Source organism: Nocardioides sp. Iso805N (assembly GCF_000364605.1).
Classification (GTDB): domain Bacteria; phylum Actinomycetota; class Actinomycetes; order Propionibacteriales; family Nocardioidaceae; genus Nocardioides.
Genome location: NZ_KB822578.1, coordinates 204,405 through 222,652, shown reverse-complemented (window position 1 = coordinate 222,652; position 18,248 = coordinate 204,405). Strand labels below are relative to the sequence as shown.

19 protein-coding genes are annotated in these 18,248 nt (G+C 68.7%); 5 read left to right on the top strand and 14 right to left on the bottom strand.

The genetic code is table 11. The features are described from left to right. Positions 1 to 134: 134 nt before the first annotated feature. The 7 genes from H036_RS22555 to H036_RS0110855 all read right to left on the bottom strand — a co-directional run bounded on the left by H036_RS22555 (position 135) and on the right by H036_RS0110855 (position 8,470). On the bottom strand, positions 135 to 914 hold the full coding sequence (locus H036_RS22555) for an ABC transporter ATP-binding protein (RefSeq protein WP_017934819.1): 780 nt from the start codon (positions 912 to 914) through the stop codon (positions 135 to 137). Next, complete coding sequence (locus tag H036_RS0110880; RefSeq protein ID WP_017934818.1) at positions 914 to 1,795, bottom strand: ABC transporter permease; 882 nt, start codon at positions 1,793 to 1,795, stop codon at positions 914 to 916. Before H036_RS0110880 ends, H036_RS22555 begins: the two co-directional genes overlap by 1 nt. Next, positions 1,788 to 3,818 carry a glycosyltransferase gene (locus H036_RS0110875; protein WP_017934817.1) on the bottom strand — a complete coding sequence of 677 codons (2,031 nt, stop codon included), beginning with the start codon at positions 3,816 to 3,818 and terminating at the stop codon, positions 1,788 to 1,790. The genes H036_RS0110880 and H036_RS0110875 overlap by 8 nt, the downstream gene beginning before the upstream one ends. Next, a complete protein-coding gene (glf, locus tag H036_RS0110870; protein WP_017934816.1) occupies positions 3,818 to 5,023 on the bottom strand; it encodes a UDP-galactopyranose mutase in 1,206 nt (401 codons plus the stop codon). The genes H036_RS0110875 and glf overlap by 1 nt, the downstream gene beginning before the upstream one ends. A gap of 6 nt (positions 5,024 to 5,029) precedes the next feature. Continuing rightward, entirely contained in the window at positions 5,030 to 5,977 is a 948-nt protein-coding gene (locus tag H036_RS0110865; protein ID WP_017934815.1) for a glycosyltransferase family 2 protein, read from the bottom strand. After that, on the bottom strand, positions 5,974 to 6,939 hold the full coding sequence (locus H036_RS0110860) for a glycosyltransferase family 2 protein (protein ID WP_017934814.1): 966 nt from the start codon (positions 6,937 to 6,939) through the stop codon (positions 5,974 to 5,976). Before H036_RS0110860 ends, H036_RS0110865 begins: the two co-directional genes overlap by 4 nt. 61 nt (positions 6,940 to 7,000) lie before the next feature. Then, positions 7,001 to 8,470, bottom strand: a complete 1,470-nt coding sequence (locus H036_RS0110855; protein WP_017934813.1) for an LCP family protein — start codon at positions 8,468 to 8,470, stop codon at positions 7,001 to 7,003. A 233-nt stretch (positions 8,471 to 8,703) separates the two neighbouring features. Between H036_RS0110855 and H036_RS22550 the strand changes: the two genes are divergently transcribed. From H036_RS22550 to H036_RS25365, 3 genes are read left to right on the top strand one after another with little or no spacing between them, the layout of a single operon-like run. Next, entirely contained in the window at positions 8,704 to 9,969 is a 1,266-nt protein-coding gene (locus H036_RS22550; RefSeq protein WP_157417260.1) for an LCP family protein, read from the top strand. Continuing rightward, entirely contained in the window at positions 9,966 to 10,841 is an 876-nt protein-coding gene (locus tag H036_RS0110845; RefSeq protein WP_017934811.1) for a crotonase/enoyl-CoA hydratase family protein, read from the top strand. The genes H036_RS22550 and H036_RS0110845 overlap by 4 nt, the downstream gene beginning before the upstream one ends. A 36-nt stretch (positions 10,842 to 10,877) precedes the next feature. Further along, a complete protein-coding gene (locus H036_RS25365) occupies positions 10,878 to 11,021 on the top strand; it encodes a hypothetical protein (RefSeq protein ID WP_017934810.1) in 144 nt (47 codons plus the stop codon). A gap of 57 nt (positions 11,022 to 11,078) precedes the next feature. Here the strand turns inward: H036_RS25365 and H036_RS0110835 are convergent, their stop codons facing one another. Together H036_RS0110835 and H036_RS0110830 are read right to left on the bottom strand one after the other, a co-directional pair. Further along, a complete protein-coding gene (locus H036_RS0110835; protein WP_017934809.1) occupies positions 11,079 to 12,470 on the bottom strand; it encodes a GntP family permease in 1,392 nt (463 codons plus the stop codon). A gap of 1 nt (position 12,471) precedes the next feature. Beyond that, the gene (locus H036_RS0110830) at positions 12,472 to 12,969 is read right to left on the bottom strand and encodes a gluconokinase (protein WP_017934808.1); all 498 of its coding nucleotides are present in this window, start codon (positions 12,967 to 12,969) and stop codon (positions 12,472 to 12,474) included. A 143-nt stretch (positions 12,970 to 13,112) separates the two neighbouring features. Between H036_RS0110830 and H036_RS0110825 the strand changes: the two genes are divergently transcribed. Then, positions 13,113 to 13,841 (top strand): FadR/GntR family transcriptional regulator, encoded by a 729-nt coding sequence (locus H036_RS0110825; RefSeq protein ID WP_017934807.1) that lies wholly within the window; start codon positions 13,113 to 13,115, stop codon positions 13,839 to 13,841. Here the strand turns inward: H036_RS0110825 and H036_RS0110820 are convergent. Beyond that, positions 13,838 to 14,596 carry a dienelactone hydrolase family protein gene (locus H036_RS0110820; RefSeq protein ID WP_017934806.1) on the bottom strand — a complete coding sequence of 253 codons (759 nt, stop codon included), beginning with the start codon at positions 14,594 to 14,596 and terminating at the stop codon, positions 13,838 to 13,840. The two genes, H036_RS0110825 and H036_RS0110820, sit on opposite strands and share 4 nt — an antisense overlap. Before the next feature lie 330 nt (positions 14,597 to 14,926). Continuing rightward, positions 14,927 to 15,751, bottom strand: a complete 825-nt coding sequence (locus H036_RS0110815; protein WP_017934805.1) for a DUF6801 domain-containing protein — start codon at positions 15,749 to 15,751, stop codon at positions 14,927 to 14,929. Positions 15,752 to 15,876: 125 nt separating this feature from the next. Between H036_RS0110815 and H036_RS0110810 the strand changes: the two genes are divergently transcribed. Next, positions 15,877 to 16,302 carry a CoA-binding protein gene (locus H036_RS0110810; protein WP_017934804.1) on the top strand — a complete coding sequence of 142 codons (426 nt, stop codon included), beginning with the start codon at positions 15,877 to 15,879 and terminating at the stop codon, positions 16,300 to 16,302. Between the two features lie 15 nt (positions 16,303 to 16,317). Here H036_RS0110810 and H036_RS25360 read toward each other — a convergent pair whose 3' ends face one another. From H036_RS25360 to H036_RS0110795, 3 genes are all read right to left on the bottom strand, one after another. Further along, entirely contained in the window at positions 16,318 to 16,479 is a 162-nt protein-coding gene (locus tag H036_RS25360) for a hypothetical protein (protein ID WP_017934803.1), read from the bottom strand. A gap of 31 nt (positions 16,480 to 16,510) precedes the next feature. Then, a complete protein-coding gene (purE, locus tag H036_RS0110800; RefSeq protein WP_017934802.1) occupies positions 16,511 to 17,002 on the bottom strand; it encodes a 5-(carboxyamino)imidazole ribonucleotide mutase in 492 nt (163 codons plus the stop codon). A 69-nt stretch (positions 17,003 to 17,071) separates the two neighbouring features. Continuing rightward, positions 17,072 to 18,232 carry a 5-(carboxyamino)imidazole ribonucleotide synthase gene (locus H036_RS0110795; RefSeq protein ID WP_017934801.1) on the bottom strand — a complete coding sequence of 387 codons (1,161 nt, stop codon included), beginning with the start codon at positions 18,230 to 18,232 and terminating at the stop codon, positions 17,072 to 17,074. Positions 18,233 to 18,248 lie beyond the last annotated feature (16 nt).

Here is an 18,248-nt window from a genome sequence, read left to right as displayed (position 1 = left end):
GTAAAATTACAAGGCTGTAATTCTCTTTGCCCGCCGGTCGACGGGGAAATGGCCACTGCCCGCTCCCCTGGCGGGAAGCGGGCAGTTCGGGCGTACAGCGGGCGCTGACGGCCTCCAGGGTCGGCCGGAAGGCCTCAGACGTCGGCACCCATCTCGGCGTCGCTGAGGGCGAGCTCGTCGCCATCCTCGTCATCGTCGTAGTGCAGGACGCGGATGCCCTCGTCGACGTCGCCGTCGAAGATCACCCGGCCGCGCTCGAGGCAGATGACGCGATCGCACATCCGCTGCACCGACGCAGCGGCGTGACTGACGTAGACCATCGTCTTGCCGCTCGCACGGATCTCGTCCATCTTGTTCATGCACTTGCGCTTGAACGGCTTGTCGCCGACGGCGAGGATCTCGTCGGCCAAGAAGATGTCGCAGTCCACGTGAACGGCGATCGAGAACCCGAGCCGCGAGGTCATGCCCGAGGAGTAGGTACCGACAGGCTGGTCGATGAACTGCCCGATGTCGGCGAAGTCGATGATCTCCTCGAGGACCTTCTTGGTCTCCTTCTCGTTGAGACCGTAGATCGCAGCGTTGAGGTAGATGTTCTCCAGCCCGGAGAGCTGCGACTGGAATCCGGCGCCTGTCGCGATGAGGCCCGCGATGCGCCCGCGCGTCACCATCGTCCCCTTGTTGGGCTTCATCACGCCACTGACGACCTTGAGAAGCGTCGACTTCCCGGAGCCGTTGAGTCCCATCAGGCCGACGGACTCGCCCTGCTGGATGGTGAAGGAGACGTCATCGACCGCGTTGAAGCGGTCGACGGTCTTCTGCCCGCGCATCTTGGCGACGCTCATCTGCTTGAAGGTCTTGTGGCGCCGGAGCACGAAGTCTTTCGTGACGTGCTCGGCGATGATCGCTTCTGCCATCAGATCTGCTCCGGGATCCGTGCCTCGAACTTGGTGAAGAACCACTGCGCGATCAGCAACACCACGATCGACGCCCCCAGCGCGATGACACCCTGGTGGTACAGGTGCGGCGGGAATTGGGTCTTCAGCGTCGTAGCGGGGTCGGTGGTCGACAGCGCCCAGAACGCTCGCTGGAACAGCAGACAGGCCACCGCGATCGGGTTGCCGAGGACCAGCCACTTGAGGCTGCCAGCGTGCTGGGCAAGCATGTCGTAGCTGTAGATCATGGTGCAGCCGAAGCGGACGAAGTTGGTCAGGATGCCGACCAACGAGCCGAAGTCCCGCCAGAACACGTTGGCCACGCTGAAGATCAAGGCCAGCGCCGTGCCCAGCACCATCAGGATGGCGAACGCGAGGGTGCCGCCGATCAGGGTGCCGAGATCCGGGTGCCAGCCCGAGAGGATGCAGACGATCAGCAGGATCGCCATCTGCGGCAGCACGTGCCACAGGGAGACCAGCATCGCCGCGACGGGGAACATCTCCGCCGGCAGCGGCATCTTCTGCACCAGCGACTTGTTGCGCACGATCGAGCGCGTGCCGGCCCCGAAGGTCTCGGTGAAGAAGTGGACCACCACCAGGCCGCTGAAGACGTGCACGGGGTAGTTGTCGATGGTGTTGTGAGCCCCCATGACGACGCCCATGATGTACCAGTAGATGAAGAACTGGGTCAGCGGGTTGATGTAGGACCACAGGAAGCCCAGGAACGACTGCTCGTACCGGGCGGCGATCTCACGCTGCACCAGCAGGCGCAACAGATAGCTGCGCTTGAAGACCGACAGCAGGCCCATCGTCGACGACGGTGCGACCAGCGGCGGCAGCGACGCTGTGGTGACGTCACTCATCGGCGGTCCCCTTCCATGGCTTGAACGTCTCCTCCCATGCCTGCGGCGAGGTGATCTCACCGAGGGCCGAGCGATAGCGCTCGGCAAGTTGTGGCCACTCCCGCAGGAAGCGGGCGTGCAGCTCGACCGAGCGCTTGAGCAGCTCACGGTACTGCTGCGGATCACGCCGGTAGAGCGCCGCCGCGGTGCCGTCGTTCATCGAGACGACCGCAGAGTCGAACGAGGCGAGCCGGTACCACTTCGCGTCCAGCGCCGGCACCGTCACCTCGGGATTGCTGCGGGACAGCTCGCGCGGCCGACGCAGCTGCCGCAGCGGCGCCAGGCCCGCGGTGATCAGCTGCGCCCTGCGCGAGGGCACCTCGGCGAGATCCTTCTTCGACGGCTTCTGCACGCGGACAGGCGGCAGGTCGTCGGTGTCCGCGACCAGACGGGCGTCGCTGAACTCCCGGCGTACGGCGTTGATCTCCCCCAGGCGTGTCTGCAGCATCGCGTGCAGCGCCTCGGGGCCCTGCAGGATGTCCTCCATCGCCTCGATGCGCAGCTGTGCGGTCGAGTACTGCATCGCCACCAGGTGCGCGATCTGGTTGTTGAGGCTCTCCCGCAGCAGCCGACCGCCCCGCGGATACGGGGAGTGCAGCAGCGCGGCGACCAGCCGGTTGCGCAGGTGGAAGTAGGCCTGCCAGTCCAGCGCGTCGTTCTTGTCGGTCCACGGCACGTGCCAGACCGCCGCGCCCGGCAGGGTGACGGTCGGGAAGCCGTGTGCGCGCGCACGCAGGCCGTACTCGGCGTCGTCCCACTTGATGAACAGAGGCAGGCTCAGGCCGATCTCCTCGATCACCACACGCGGGATCAGGCAGGAGTACCAGCCGTTGAAGTCGACGTCGACGCGCTTGTGCAGCCAGCGTGCCGAGCGGATGTTGCGGGTGGCGAAGTCCCACTGGTTGTAGGTGTCCTCGGGCGACTTCCACCAGAACCGCCACGGCTGCACGATCTCGCCGAAGCTGTGCAGCCGCGAGCGTGAGTAGAGGCTGAACATGTGGCCGCCGACGATGGTCGGACGGTTGGCGAGATCGCCGAACGTGACCTGGCGGATGAGGCCCTCGGGCTCGCAGACGACGTCGTCGTCCATCATCAGCGCGTAGGTGGCGGTGCCCTTGCGGACGGACTCGAACTGGCCACGGGCGTAGCCGCCCGAGCCGCCCAGGTTGCCCTGCACCACGATCTGCAGCTTGTCCCCCAGTGCCTTCTCGGCGGCCGGGAACTCTTCACTCTCGGAGACCAGCTTGGTGCCCTGCTCCATCACGAAGACGGTGTCGAGGTACTCGGCCAGGTCCGGCTCGCCGAACTGCTGCAGGAGCTTGGCACAGAACTCCGGGCGGTTCATGGTGGTGATCGCGACGTCGACGGTGCCGTGCGCGGCGCGCTCCTCGGGCACCTCGGCGTGCCACTCGGCGCTCACCACGACCGGGTGCTCGCCGGCGACGACGTCGTACCAGTACCAACCGCCGTCGATGAACGGCGCCAGGCTCAACTCGAAGGTGAGCGTGTTGGCGCCCTCACCGTCGGTGACGGCGGAGTCGACGCGCTGGCTGTTCCCATTGGCCAGCGACTTGTTCACGATCACCGTCGCGCCCGCGCCCTGCACGGTGACGGTCAGGGTGACCCGGTCGACGATCGTCCAGCGACGCCAGTAGGAGGCCGGGAAGGCGTTGAAGTAGGCACCGAAGCTGAGCCGCTGCCCGGCGTCGAGCTGCAGGCTGGTGCGGTCGAGGATCTGATCGGGCCGGATCTGCTGGCCCTCGCCGGTCCCCTGCCGGATCTTGGTGTTGTTCAGCTCCTTGGCAGCCCGCGTCCCGCCGACGACGTACTTGTCCTCGTCGAGGTCTGCCTCGCTCGGGTCCACGTAGAGGGAGAAGACCTCGAAGTCGCGGTCGAGCGGCAGGATCTGGCGCTGCAGCAGACGGCGGACGGTGCCCCCCGCGCTGGTCTCGGCGTTGTTGTCTGTGCTGGTCACAGCGGTCATCAGGCGTCCACACCCCCGGACTTGAGCTCCGCCCCCTCGGCGAAGTGCGGCTTGAGCTTGTTCTCGTACATCGACAGTGCAGAGGCGATCGCCATGTGCATGTCCAGGTACTTGTAGGTGCCGAGGCGGCCACCGAAGAGCACCATCGGCTCCTTGGTCGCCCGGTCGCGGTACTTGAGCAGCTTCTCGCGGTCCTCGGCGGTGTTGATCGGGTAGTAGGGCTCGTCACCCTCCTCGGCGAAGCGGCTGTACTCGCGCACCACGATCGTGCGGTTGCGCTTGTACGCCGCGGCGCGCTCCGGGTGCAAGTGCTTGAACTCCAGCTCGCGCGTCCACGGCACGTCCGGGTCGTTCGCGTTGACCACCCCGGTGCCCTGGTAGTCGTCCACGTCAAGAGTCTCCGACTCGAGGTCGACGGTGCGCCAGGAGAGCCTGCCCTCGGCGCTGTCGAAGTACTCGTCGACCGGGCCGGTGTAGACGACCGGAACCCGGCCCTTGAACTGCTCGGCGACCCCGGTGGCCGGGTCGAGGAAGTCGGTCTCGAGCCGGACCTCGATGTTGGGGTGGTCCGCCATCCGGGTCAGCCACGCGGTGTAGCCGTCGGTCGGCAGGCCCTCGTACTTGTCGTTGAAGTAGCGGTTGTCGAACGTGTAGCGGACCGGGAGGCGCGTGATGATCTCAGCGCTCAGCTCCTTCGGGTCGGTCTGCCACTGCTTGGCGGTGTAGCCCTTGATGAAGGCCTCGTAGAGGGGCCGACCGATCAGCGAGATCGCCTTCTCCTCCAGGTTGCCGGCGGCCGAGGTGTCGATCTCGCTGGCCTGCTCGGCGATGAGCGCACGGGCCTCGTCGGGAGTGTGCGCCTTGCCGAAGAACTGGTTGATCAGCGCCAGGTTCATCGGCAGGGAGTAGACCTGGCCCTGGTACTTGCCGAAGACCCGGTGCTGGTAGTTGGTGAACGTCGTGAAGCGGTTGACGTAGTCCCACACCTTCTCGTTGCTGGTGTGGAAGAGGTGGGTGCCGTACTTGTGCACCTCGATGCCGGTCTCGGGGTCGAATTCGCTGTAGGCGTTGCCGCCCAGGTGCGGGCGGCGCTCGATCACGAGCACCTTGAGGTCGAGCTCGGCCGCGCACCTCTCGGCGATGGTCAGGCCGAAGAAGCCCGAACCGACGACGACGAGATCCGGAGAAGTAGCACTGTCAGACACGGTCGGTCAGTCTACGGAGACGGTGGGCGCCTGCCGCATTCCCCGCGCCGCACGTACGGCGGAGATCACATTCCGGGCCTCCTGGCGGCCACCCCGAACCGGGCTCAACAGCACCACGAGAACCATGATCAACCACGGCTTGAGTCGCACGAGCGAGTTCTCGCCGTACCGGAAGTGGACGGCGAAGAGGTTGCGGTACATGTAGAACCCCTTCCAGCTCGAGAGGTCGTGCTGCTGGCTGAAGTCGAGCTGGCGGACCAGGACGGCATCCCGGATCGCCCAGATGTCGAAGCCGGCGCGGCGGGCGCGCAGGGCGAAGTCCACGTCGTCGTAGAAGATGAAGAAGCTCGGATCGGGCAGGCCGATCGCCTCGATCACCCGACGACGCACCATGAAGCCCTCGAAGGCGACGTTCTCCAGCCGCACCCGCGCCGGCATCTGCGCGCGGGTGGCGAAGGTGGACACGACGCTGGCGCGCTTGGGCTTGATCGCCAGTGGGTTGGCCAGGTCGAAGCGGGTGGCGGCAAGCTCGATCAGGCTGCCGTCGGTGTTCTCCCGAACCGCCATGAGGCAGTCCTCGTCCTGCGCCAGCAGGATCGTGAGGCAGTCCGGGGCGGGTACGACGTCGTCGTCCATCAGCCAGATCCGGTCGAAGCCCTGCTCGTAGGCGGCGCGGACGCCGCGGTGGAATCCGCCGGCGCCGCCGAGGTTCTTCTCCGCGGTGATCACCTGGCGATCGACGTCGGTCGAGCCCGCCGAGGCCCACGCCCCGAGGACGTCGGCGGTGTGATCGGTCGAGGCGTTGTCGACCACGATCACCGCATCCGCCGGGCGGTCGAGCTCGGCCAGGCCCTTCAGCATCACCTGGAGCAGGTCCGCACGGTTGTAGGTGACCACCACGATGGCCACCGTCTCGATCGCCGGCACGTTCGCCGAGCTGGTCGAGTGGCTCACAGATACCTCCGATGTCCGGTGAAGTCGCCGCACAGTGCCGCCCACCATGCACGGGCGCTGAGCAGCAGCCGCCTCGGCTGGCGGTGGGTGAAGGTGTAGAACCACAGCGTCTTGGCCACGAACGCGAGCGCGTGCGGCCAGCCCTTGTAGTCGCGCAGGTTGAGCAGGTTGTTGCGCGCCATGCAGTAGTGCTTGAGATCGCTCGGCGTGTGGTTGTAGGTAGTGCGGCCGCCGAGCATCGGCGTACCGAGCGCGCCGACGGCGGGGTGCCTGACCTGCGCATCGACCACGGTGGCGATCCTGGCGCCGGCGGCCTCCGCGCGCAGCCGGTACTCGTGGTCGTCGCCCCAGATGAAGTACTCCTCGCGCGGCAGTCCGATCCTGGCGACCAGGTCACGGGTGACCAGGACGCCGTTGAACGGGATCACGATGCCGTCGATCCGGCCGGTCGCATCGGCGGCGCGGCGCACGTCGACCATGTCGTGCACCACCTTGGTGCCGCCGGGCAGCCGGATGGGGAAGACCAGCCTCTCGGGCTGCTCGCGGTCGACCACGACCGGGCCCCAGAAGTCGAGACCTCGGTCGCCGAGCTCGTCGAGACGCAGCAGCCGGGCGAGGCAGTCGACGTCGGGCAGACCGTCGTCGTCCATCAGCCAGGCGAGATCGGCGCCGCGCTCCATCGCCCAGGCCAGCCCGTCGTGGAACCCGCCCGCCCCTCCCCTGTTGGTGGTGAGCGTCCGCGCGAGGACTGGTACGGCGCGATGCCAGTCCTCGCCGGGGGAACCGGTCTCGCCGCCCTCGAGGCCGGCGAGCCACTCGCCGGTGCCGTCCGTGGAGGCGTTGTCGATGACGAGCACCTCCTCGAGCTCGGGAACGGCATCGAGCCGCTCCAAGAGCTCCTGCAGCAGGGCGAGGCGGTTGTAGGTGACCACCACGGCGGCGATACGACGGGGCTGGGTCACGGCGCTAACCCTAAGGGCCCGCCGTGCCCGGCCCAGAACTGTCAGTGGCCGCCGGCCAGGCTCAGCAGGCGCCGGCGAGGTCGTTGGTCTGGTTCGCGACGTACCCGGTCCGCAGCGAGCCGTAGGAGCCCTCGGTCATCACGTCCTTCGACGGCGCGGTGCTGGTCGAGGACGACGGTGCCTTGGCAGAACCCTTGGCGGAACCCTTGCCTGAACCCTTGGCGGTCGAGGTCTTCTTCTTGGCACTCTTGGCGGCCGGCGGGTTGATCGCCGCGTCGATCGCGGACCGGATGGTGGCGATGTCGGGGTGGCTGGTGTTCACCAGCGGCGGCACCAGCGAGAGCGTCGAGATCTTCTGCGACTTGGCCCTGAGCGCCAGCTGGGCGAAGTGATCCACCTCGCTGGTCGGGATGTCGGTGGTGAACAGGGCTGCCGACGCCTTGGCGATCTTGCCGAAGTGCTTCATCACCGTGGCCGGGCTGACCTGGTGCAGCATCGCGTTCATCACGCACTTCTGCCGGGCCATCCGGGAGTAGTCGTCGGAGGTGGCGCGCGAGCGGGCGTACCAGAGCAGCTGCTCGCCCGACAGCTTCTTCACGCCCGGTTTGATCCAGCCGACGACGTCGCCGGTCTTGCCGATCGCGATCGGCTGGCGCACGTTGACCGTCACACCTCCGATGGCGTCGGCCAGGTCCCGGAAGCCGGGCATGTTGATCATCGCGTAGTAGTTGATCTTGAGGCCGGTGATCCCCTCGATGCCCTCCATCGTCGCCTCGACACCGGGCTGGTCGAAGGAATCGAAGAGCGCCTTGTGGTCCGCGGAGTAGGTCGAGAGGCTGTTCAGCTCGCAGGTCGAGCAGTTGTAGCCGTGCGGCCATTGCTTGGCCAGGATGGAGCCCTTCGGGAAGGGGAAGTTCATCATGTTGCGCGGCAGCCCGATGAGCACTGTCTTACCGGTCTTGGCGTCGATCGAGGCCAGTGTCATGGAGTCGGTGCGCAGGCCCCAGCGGGTGACGCCGGAGTCGGCGCCGATGAGCAGCACGTTGTAGCGCCCGTCCGCGGCGTCGGAGACCGAGTTGCCGGCGAACATCGCCATCACGAGACCGCGCTGGACACCGACCAGGTGCGCGCTGAAGAGCAGCACCGCCGACATGCCGAGCGCCACCACGCCGGTCAGCGAGATGATCGCGCGGCGGTGGCCCATCTCCAGGGTGAGTGGCTGGCTGATCCGCCAGGCGTCGAAGAACAGGTAGGCCCAGCCCACTGCGGCGGCCATCAGCGCGAGCCGTAGCGTCAGCAGCATCGAGGGCGTGGTGGCCGCCCAGAAGACCAGCTCGTGCCACAGGACGGCGGTCACCAGCGTGAGGAACCCACCGACCAGGATCGCCACCCAGATCCGGAGCGCGATCCGCCCGACCTGGCGGTTGCCGGCAGCAAGCTGGGCCGAGCCGGGGACGATCAGCGTCATCGCCATCAGGGCCAGTGCGCGCCGGAACCGGACGCGGGCCGCGCGCTCTTCGATGGACCGCAATGGACGAGGCCTTTCGTGCTCTGAGGGGAAGGTCAGGCCCGGCCAGTATCTCCAGTCACAGGAGTCACAGGGGCCACGACGCGCCGAGAGCCGTGAGTCGACGTGTCACGCGCTGCGGTCTCGCAGGACCTTCTCGCGCGTCGTACGCGTGACGGCCGCCGGGCAGCCTCGCCGCCCGTCGTCGGATGTCGAGGATCGGCTCCGATCGTGGCCCGCACGGTACCGTCTCCGCCATGCCTGACCAGTACGACTGGCTCTTCGGCAAGGGCAAGGGCTCCTCGCCCGACCCCTCGAAGCAGCCCCAGCCGTCCCAGCCCTCGAGCCGCCCCGACGGCGCGCCCCAGGGCCGGCCCGCGACCCCGTCCGACGATGCGACGCGCGCGATGCCGATCGATGACCGCGACGCACGGCGGGCCCGCGCCGGTGCCGCCTACAACGCCAACACCGGCACCCGGCCGCCCACTCCGCCTACTCCCCCGCCCCTGGCGCCGACGCCCGGCGGCACCGGTACGTCGGGAGGTCGCAGCCGACGCAGCTTCGTCAGCTTCAAGACCGCCCGACGGATCATCTACGTACTCGTGCTGGCCTACATCGTCAGCCTGGTCTGGGTCGGCCTCGGCGTCGCCAACGCGGTCGCGCGGGTCGACTGGGAACCGAGCGGCACCAGGCCGGCGGACCAGCCCGGCACCAACTACCTCATCGTGGCCAGCGACTCCCGCAAGGGCCTGACCGCGAAGCAGCGCAGGAAGCTCAGCACCGGCGACGCCGCCGGCCAGCGCACCGACACCATCAAGGTGCTGCACACCGGCAGCGGACCGAACCTGCTCATGACCATCCCCCGAGACTCCTACGTGCCGATCCCGGGCCACGGCAGCACGAAAATCAACGCCGCCTTCGCCTACGGCGGCCCGCAGCTGCTGGTGAAGACGATCGAGCAGAACACCGGCCTCCACATCGACGGCTACGTGGAGATCGGGATGGGTGGCCTGGTCAACCTGGTCAACGGCGTCGGCGGGATCACCATCTGCCCGACCAAGGCCATGAACGACCCGCTGGCCGGCCTGCACGTGAAGGCGGGCTGTCAGCACGCCGGCGGGATCAAGGCACTCGCCTACTCCCGGTCGCGGCACGCCCAGCAACTGGGCGACCTCGGTCGCGGGGAGGCTCAGACCGAGGTCATCGGCCAGATCGGCAAGAAGGCCGCCAGCCCGAGCACGCTGCTCAACCCGTTCAAGCTGCACCGGCTCAAGAAGGGGACCTCGGGCATCAGCGTCGGCAAGGGCATGGGCAACGTCCAGCTGGCCCGGTTCGGGCTCGCGATGAAGTCCGTGTCCAGCGGCAAGGCGCTCACCTGCGGGATCCCGATCTCGGACCTCTACGTCCACTGGGACAAGACCCGGGCACTCAAGCTCATCGGCTACCTCAAGGCCGACAAGACCGCCAACATCCCCGCGGGTCTCTGCACGCCCTCGGGCCTCCCGAAGTCGGTGACCGGATGACGACCTACGAGACCCTCGCCGTCAGCATCGATGACGACGGCATCGCCACCCTGCTGCTCAACCGCCCGGACGCGCTCAACGCCTTCGACCTGACGATGGCGGCCGAGCTCCGGCAGTTCTTCGAGCACGACGCGTACGACGACGCCATCCGCGCCGCCGTCGTGACAGGTGCCGGCCGCGCGTTCTGCGCCGGCATGGACCTGTCCGCCGAGGGCAACGTGTTCGGTCTCGACGAGACCCTCGACCCGACGCCCGAGTCGCTGCGCGCGAACATCGACGACCCGGCCTGGGATGCCGGTGTGCGCGACACCGGCGGTCAGGTGACCCTCGCGATCCACCGGCTGCCGAAGCCGGTCATCGCCGCGATCAACGGCCCCGCCGTCGGCATCGGCGCCACCATGACCTGCGCGATGGACATCCGGCTGGCCTCGACGACCGCGCGGATCGGCTTCGTCTTCGGGCGCCTCGGCGTGGTTCCCGAGGCGTGCTCCTCCTACTTCCTGCCGCGGATCGTGGGGATCCCCCAGGCACTGGAATGGATCTACACCGCCGACATCCTCACCGCCGAGCAGGCGCACGCGGGCCGGCTGGTGCGCAGCGTGCACGAGCCGGACGAGCTGCTGCCGGCGGCGTACGAGCTGGCCCGGTCGTTCGTCCGGGGTCACTCCGCGGTGGCGCTGGGACTCGCGCGTCAGCTGGTCTACCGCAACGCCGCCGAGACCGATCCGTTCGAGGCACACCTGGCCGACTCGCTCGCCATGTGGCACGCGTCGGTCGGCGACGGGAAAGAGGGCGTCGCGGCGTTCCTGGAGAAGCGTCCGGCGGCCTTCACCGGCAAGGCCTCGCAGATCCCGCGGGTCTTCCCCGACTGAGCGTTTGTCCGTACCGGGCCACGGCTACCGGGGCGCATGACACACGGACGCGAAGACGAGACGGCCCACGGCCGGCACGGGGCCGAGCAGACGGAGCCGGAGCCGGATCAGGCACCCGAGACCGGACCGGATCGCGAGGAGTCGATCGAGCTGGACGCTCCGGAGTACGACGAGGCCTGAGCCGACGCCACCGGTCGTGCCGGGTCGACTCAGGCCTCGCGCCCGATGCCTTGAGGCTCAGACGACCAGGTTGAGCAGCAAGACCACGCCCAGACCGACGACGGAGAGCAGCGTCTCCATCAGCGACCAGGACTTGATGGTCTGTCCCACCGTCAGCCCGAAGTACTCCTTGACCAGCCAGAAGCCGGCGTCGTTGACGTGGGAGAAGAACAGCGAGCCGGCGCCGATCGCGAGCACGACCAGGGACAGCTCGGTGCTGCTCGCACCCTGGACCAGCCCGGTTACGAGCGAGGAAGCCGTGATGGTGGCGACAGTGGCCGAGCCAGTCGCCAGCCGGATCAGCACCGCGAGCAGCCAGGCAAGGACGAGCACCGACAGGTGTGCGGCCTTCGCCCAGTCGGCCAGCTGACTGCCGATGCCGGTGTCGACCAGCACCTGCTTGAAGCCGCCGCCGGCCGAGACGATCAGCAGGATGCCGACGATCGGCGGCAGTGCGGCATCCATCACCGAGGCGATGGCCGTGCGGCCCATCCCAGCCGGGCGACCGAGGGTGAAGAAGCCGACCAGGACCGCGATCAGCAGCGCCACCAACGGCGTCCCGAGGAGGTCGAGGACCTGCTGCGCGCGCTGGTCCGGGTCGTCGATGACGATGTCGGCGAGCGACTTGCCCAGCATCAGCACCACCGGGAGCAGGATGCTCGCCAAGGTGACGCCGAAGGACGGACGGTGCTCGGCGGACTCGTCCTCGCGGCTCTCGAACGTCGTCGGTGCAGGTACGTCGACCCAGCGCCCGGCGACCTTGCCGAACAGCGGACCGGCGACCACCAGGGTCGGTACGGCGACGATGACGCCGAGTCCCAGCGTCAGCCCCAGATCCGCGTGCAGCGCCTGCACTGCCGTGAGCGGGCCGGGGTGCGGCGGGACGAAGCCGTGCATCGCGGACAGTCCGGCGAGCGCCGGGATGCCGACGGTGATCAGGGAGAGCCCCGAGCGCCGGGCGACCAGGTAGATCACCGGCATCAGCAGGACCAGGCCGATCTCGAAGAACATCGGCAGACCGATGATGGCGCCGACCAGGACCATCGCCCACGGCAGCATCCGCGTCGAAGCGTGCCCCACGATGGTGTCGACGATCTGGTCCGCGCCGCCGGAGTCTGCCAGCAGCTTGGCGAACATCGCGCCCAGGGCGATCAGGATGCCGACGCTGGCGGCGGTCGCACCGAAGCCGGTGGAGAAGCTGGTGACCACGTCGTTCAGGTTCTGGCCGGCGACCGCTCCCACCACGATGGCGCCAAGGATCAGAGCGAGGAACGGATGCACCTTCAGCCAGGTGATCAGGCCGACGATGACGGCGATGCCCGCCAGCGCGGCCACCAGGAGCTGCCAGCCGGCGGCCACCGGCTCGACCAGTGAGGTGGCCGCCAGGGCGACCGGAGCGGAGAAGGTCATGTCAGTGCTCCTTGGCGATCTGGTCGACGTACTGCTGGACGAGGTCATCGACGCCCTGGTCGACGTCGAGGGTGACGCCGCGCTCGTCGGGCTGGAGCGGCTCCAGGGTCCCCAGTTGCGAGCTCAGCAGCGAGGCCGGCATGAAGTGTCCGGGACGCCCGGCCATCCGGCGCGCGAGGACCTCGGGGGTGCCGGCGAGGTGCACGAACTCCACGCCATGTGCGTGGTGGCGCAACCGGTCGCGATAGCTGCGCTTCAGGGCCGAGCAGCTCATCACGCCGCCGCCCGGGTGGGCGGCGAGCCAGTCCCCGATGGCGTCGAGCCACGGACGACGGTCGTGGTCGTCGAGCGGGATGCCCGCGCTCATCTTGTCGATGTTGGCCTGGGGGTGGAAGTCGTCCGCGTCCGCGAACGGCACCCGCAGCCGTTGGGCCAGGGCAGCGCCGACGGTTGACTTCCCTGAGCCCGAGACGCCCATGACGACGAGCAACTCACCCATCGGGGCCTCCTTCGGTGTTGGTTCGGCGAGCCACCGTCTGTGCCTCGCATCACACTGCAGATGAATAAGTCATATCATTAGTGCAAGAAATGACCAAAGGGAGGCCTATTTCCAGTAGAGCTGATGACTGACATGATGTGTTGGTGACCCGTGCGCCAGACCGTCATGCGACAGTCCTCGATCGCATCGGCCCCGAGATCACCGCGGGGACGCGTCCGGTGGGCTCCGTGCTCACCCTCGAGGGCATCGGCACGGAGTACGGCGTCTCACGCAGCGTGGCGCGCGAGGCCGTCCGCGTGCTGGAGTCGATGGGGCTGGTTGCCAGCCGCCGGCGGGTGGGCGTGACGGTGCAGCCACGGGACGGGTGGCACCTGTTCGATCCGCGGGTGATCGTCTGGCGACTGGAGGGCGTCGATCGGGCGCGGCAGCTCGTCTCCCTGGCCGAGCTGCGGCGCGGCATCGAGCCGGAGGCTGCGGCACTCGCCGCCGAGCGTGCCAGCGCCGAGCAGTGCCGGGCACTGGCCACGGCAGTCTCCGACATGGTCATGACGGGTCGCCAGGGCGACCTGGCGGCGTACCTGAGCGCAGACCAGCTGTTCCACCACACCTTGCTCGAGGCGAGCGGCAACGACATGTTCGCGGCGCTGTCCGGCCTGGTGGCGGAGGCGCTGGAGGGACGAACGCACCATCACCTGATGCCCTCGCAGCCCAACAGCGAGGCGATCGACCTGCACGACGAGGTCGCCCGGGCGGTGCGTCACGGCGACGCCGCCTCCGCCGAGCGCGCGATGCGCGCCATCATCGACGAGGCGGCGGCAGCCGTGAGGAGCCAGTTCGGCCCGGAGGCCGAGCTGGAGGCCGGTCCGGCCTAGCCGAGGCGGCGCTGGAGCAGCGCCTTCAGCTCGGTCAGGTGCCGCTGGTAGCTCGGCTCGTGCCAGGACGAGGTGTCGCTCATCGTGTAGCCGTGCGGGGCGTCGGGATAGATGGCGCTTGTGTACGTCGCACCCGCCGCCTCCAGGGCCTTGTCCAGGTCGACGGCGTTCTCCGGGCTGAGTGATCGGTCGTTCTCGGCGTGCCCGAAGACGTACTCGGCCTGGCCGGTCACGACGGTGTGCGGGCTCTGCGGGTCGTCGGTGACCAGGCCCCCGCCGTGGAAGCCTCCGACCGCCACGACCAGGCCGGGGAACTGACCGGCGGCGCGGATCGCCAGCCGGGCGCCCATGCAGTAGCCGGTGGCTGCCAGCTTGGCACCGGCGGCACCCGCCTCGGTGAGCAGCGCCTGCAGCTTCTCGACGTACGCCGCGGTGTCACGCGCGGCCAGGTCCGGGGTGAGGTTGGCGATGTGCTGCCCCACGTTGGAGGTGGCGAAGAAGCTCTCCCGCTGCTCGGGATCGCGCAGGTCTCCCGTGGGCGAGAGCTCGGCGGCGCTGCCCTCCCGGTAGAAGACGTGCGGCGCCAGCACCAGGTAGCCCCAAGCAGCGATCTCGTCGGCCATCTCGGCGATCCGGGGCCGCAGCCCGATCGCGTCCATGAAGAAGAGCACGCCGCCCTTCGGAGTGCCGTCGGGTCGGGCGAGGTAAGCCTCGGCGGTGCCGTCGCCTGCGGGGATCTCGATGAGCTCAGCCATGGCTCCGACGCTACCCGAGGCCGTTAGCAAGGCTAACGAGGGGTCCGTGGCGGGGCGCCAGAAGTCGATGGCCGCCAGCAGGACGCACCGCTGGCGTCCCGAACGTTCGTTCGGCGGTGCGGGCTATGTGTGTCGGGGCCGGACAACTGTTCGGCCGCCGGAGCGGACTTCGGTCGTGAAGACGTCATCGAGGCGTGTCCCCTCCCACGCATGTCCGGCTGCCTAGGGTCAGCCTTGAGGCCTTGCCGTCAGCTGCTTGGCCCGGTGTGGAAATGGGAAAGGGCGCGCCTCCCGAGGGAGGCGCGCCCTTCAGCGCTCAGTGAGCAGAGGTCACTTGACCTTGACCTTGACGGTCTTCTTCAGCGAGCCGACCGAGACCACGATCTTGTTGGCGCCCTTCTTCAGGCCCTTCTTGATCTTGAGGGTGGCCTTGCCGGACTTGATGGTCGCCGAGGCGACCTTCTTGCCCTTGATCTTGGCGACGGCCTTGCCGGTCAGGTTGGTGGTGACCTTGACCTTGATGGCGTGGTGCAGCTTGGCCTTCTTCGGGGCGCTGACGGCGAGGGTCGCCGGGGCGGCCTTCACGGCGAGCGAGCCGACGGTCGCATCGGATCCAGGCAGGGTGCAGACGGCGCCCGGCACGCTGGAACCGAGAAGCTTCGCCGTGATCGACTGGGGCAGCGAAACCGTGTAGGTGCCCGCCGCACCCGGGGCCTTGACCGCGCCGGTAGCGCCGGTGGCGTTCAGCACCGTGTCGCCGGTGGTGTTGATCGTCGTCGAGGGCACCGTCAGGTTGATCGGCAGCGCGGTCGAGCCGATGCTGCCCGCACCGGATACGGGGCCTCCGAAGGCGGTCGGCGCGGTACCGGTCAGGGCGGCCACCTCAGCCTGGATGGTTGCGGTCTCGACCTGGGACAGGGTCATCGTCGCCGACACCGGCAGCGACGGTACGGAAGCGCCCGCCGGGGCCGTGGTAGGCAGTGCCGGAAGGGTGAACGCTACCGGGACCGCGAACGGGGAGCCGACCGGCAGCGAGCAGGTGTAGGTCTTGGTGACGGTTGCGGCGTTGGCCGTCGTCCCCGTGGCGGCAACCAGACCGGTGGCGCTGATGGCAGCAGCAGCGCCAAACGCGGCGGCCTTCGAAACAAACTTCATGGAGTTTTTCCCTCTCTCCGTTGAGAACGTGCCTCCCAGACACGGACGCCCAGAAGCGGGCGCTCGCCGAACATTACTCGACAGTAGTGGCACAGGTCACTTCATACCCCAGATACGTTGTGTTCATGAGTCGTTGGGCGGATCAAGCGGACGTCGACCACCTCCTCGACCAGACCCAGACGTGGGCGGTGGTGGGCCTTTCCGGCGACCCGAGCAGGACCGCCTACGAGATCGCGGACCTGCTCCAGAGGCGCGGCAAGCGGATCGTGCCGATCCACCCCGCGGCGGCCGAGGGCGAGCTCGTCGTGCTGGGCGAGAAGGCCTACCCGACGCTGGCCGACGTACCGTTCCCGATCGATGTGGTCGACGTCTTCCGCCGCTCCGAGGCGGCCGGCCAGTTCGCCGACGAGGCGGTGGCGGTCGGAGCCAAGGGCGTTTGGTTCCAGCTCGGCGTGGTCGACGAGGCAGCCTACGAGCGCACCACCGCCGCCGGCGTACGGATGGTGATGGACACCTGCCCGGCGATCGAGTGGCGCCGGCGCGGCGACTGAGGAAGGCGCAGCGGGCTAGACAGGCTCGGGCTGGGTCTCCGGCTCGGCCGGCGTCGGAGCGCCGGGCTCGGGCGGGACGACATCCGGATCGATCGGGTCGGTCATGGGATCGGGGATCGCCGGAGCGTCGGGGTCCGGGAACGGCTCGGTGCCGGGCTCGAATGGTGCAGTGGTCATGCTCGCCCGGTAACCCCGACGCGCGAGGTCATCACGCCTCGCCGCGAACGACCTTGCCCTTCTCCTGGGCGATCCGCTTCAGGTCGGCCTGGAAGTCGATCATCCGCTGCTGCAGCGCCGGGTCGGACGCCGCCAGGATCCGTACGGCGAGCAGGCCGGCGTTGCGCGCGTTCCCGATCGCGACGGTGGCGACCGGGACGCCTGCCGGCATCTGCACGATGGAGAGCAGCGAGTCCATGCCATCGAGGTACTTCAGCGCCACCGGCACGCCGATCACCGGCAGCGGCGTCACGGCGGCGAGCATCCCGGGCAGGTGTGCGGCTCCCCCGGCACCCGCGATGATCGCCGACAGCCCGCGCTCGTGCGCGCGCTTGCCGTAGTCGATCATCTCCTCCGGCATGCGGTGCGCGGAGACGACGTCGGCCTCGTAGGCCACGCCGAATTCCGCCAGCGCCTCGCCGGCCGCCTTCATCGTCGGCCAGTCGGAGTCCGACCCCATCACGATGCCTACAGCTGCGCTCATGGGCAGCGAGCCTAGTGCTCGTGTGAGTGCCACCGTGACCCATGGGTCACGGTGACACTCACACGAGTCTTACTCGCTCTCGTTGCCGAGGTCGCCGCGGAACCAGGCCGCCGCGTGCCGGGCCCGCTCGAGGCAGTCGTCCAGGTCCTCGCCGTAGGTGTTGACGTGGCCGACCTTGCGGCCAGGCCGCAGCTCCTTGCCGTAGAGGTGCACCCGCAGGTGCGGGTCACGGGCCAGGGCGTGCGGGAAGCCGTCATAGAGACGGCCGACCCCGGCGTCGGGGCCGCCGAGGATATTGACCATCACCGACCAGCGGGCGCGCGGCGCCGGCGAGCCGAGGGGCAGGTCCATCACGGCGCGCAGGTGGTTCTCGAACTGGCTGGTGACGGCACCGTCCTGGGTCCAGTGGCCGGTGTTGTGCGGTCGCATCGCCAGCTCGTTGACCAAGATCCGGCCGTCAACGGTCTCGAACAGCTCGACGGCGAGGATGCCTGTCACACCGAGCTCACCGGCGACCGTGAGCGCGAGCTGCTGCGCCTGACCGGCGAGCGTCTCGCTCAGCTCGGGCGCCGGGGCGATCACCTCGTGACAGATGCCGTCGAGCTGGGTGGTCTGCACGACCGGGTAGGCGGCCGCCTGGCCGCTGGGCGAGCGCGCCACGATCGCCGACAGCTCGCGGCGGAAGTCGACGAGCTCCTCGGCGAGGATCCGCACGCCGGTGCGCGCCGCGACATCGAACGGCTCGATCGCGTCCTGCGCGGAGCAGACCACCCAGACGCCCTTGCCGTCGTACCCGCCGCGGGTGGTCTTGAGGACGCACGGGAAGCCGAACTCCTCGACCTCGGCGACCGATCCGACGATGGCGTTGCGCGGACAGGGGATGTCCAGCTCGCCGAGCTTCTCCCGCATCAGGCCCTTGTCCTGGGCGTAGACCAGGGCATCGGGGCCGGGGCGGACCGCGATGCCGTCGGCCTCGAGGGCGTGCAGGTGCTCGGTCGGTACGTGCTCGTGGTCGAACGTCACTGCCGCGCAGCCCGCGGTGACCCGGCGCAGGGTGGCAAGGTCCCGGTAGTCGCCGACCAGCTGGTCGGCAATGACCTGGGCTGCGGAGACGCCCTCGGCCTCCGCGAGCAGACGCAGCGGCAGTCCGAGCGCGATGGCCGGCTGGGCCATCATCCGGGCGAGCTGTCCGCCGCCGATGACGGCGAGGGTGGGAGCGAGTTCCGGCACGGCGGTGAGCCTATCG

Bases quoted from the DNA above. Each gene is read 5' to 3' on its own strand.
- H036_RS22555 (WP_017934819.1), bottom strand. From the start codon at position 914: ATGGCAGAAGCGATCATCGCCGAGCACGTCACGAAAGACTTCGTGCTC.
- H036_RS0110880 (WP_017934818.1), bottom strand. From the start codon at position 1,795: ATGAGTGACGTCACCACAGCGTCGCTGCCGCCGCTGGTCGCACCGTCG.
- H036_RS0110875 (WP_017934817.1), bottom strand. From the start codon at position 3,818: ATGACCGCTGTGACCAGCACAGACAACAACGCCGAGACCAGCGCGGGG.
- H036_RS22550 (WP_157417260.1), top strand. From the start codon at position 8,704: ATGCCTGACCAGTACGACTGGCTCTTCGGCAAGGGCAAGGGCTCCTCG.
- H036_RS0110845 (WP_017934811.1), top strand. From the start codon at position 9,966: ATGACGACCTACGAGACCCTCGCCGTCAGCATCGATGACGACGGCATC.
- H036_RS25365 (WP_017934810.1), top strand. From the start codon at position 10,878: ATGACACACGGACGCGAAGACGAGACGGCCCACGGCCGGCACGGGGCC.
- H036_RS0110835 (WP_017934809.1), bottom strand. From the start codon at position 12,470: ATGACCTTCTCCGCTCCGGTCGCCCTGGCGGCCACCTCACTGGTCGAG.
- H036_RS0110830 (WP_017934808.1), bottom strand. From the start codon at position 12,969: ATGGGTGAGTTGCTCGTCGTCATGGGCGTCTCGGGCTCAGGGAAGTCA.
- H036_RS0110820 (WP_017934806.1), bottom strand. From the start codon at position 14,596: ATGGCTGAGCTCATCGAGATCCCCGCAGGCGACGGCACCGCCGAGGCT.
- H036_RS0110815 (WP_017934805.1), bottom strand. From the start codon at position 15,751: ATGAAGTTTGTTTCGAAGGCCGCCGCGTTTGGCGCTGCTGCTGCCATC.
- H036_RS0110810 (WP_017934804.1), top strand. From the start codon at position 15,877: ATGAGTCGTTGGGCGGATCAAGCGGACGTCGACCACCTCCTCGACCAG.
- H036_RS25360 (WP_017934803.1), bottom strand. From the start codon at position 16,479: ATGACCACTGCACCATTCGAGCCCGGCACCGAGCCGTTCCCGGACCCC.
- purE (WP_017934802.1), bottom strand. From the start codon at position 17,002: ATGAGCGCAGCTGTAGGCATCGTGATGGGGTCGGACTCCGACTGGCCG.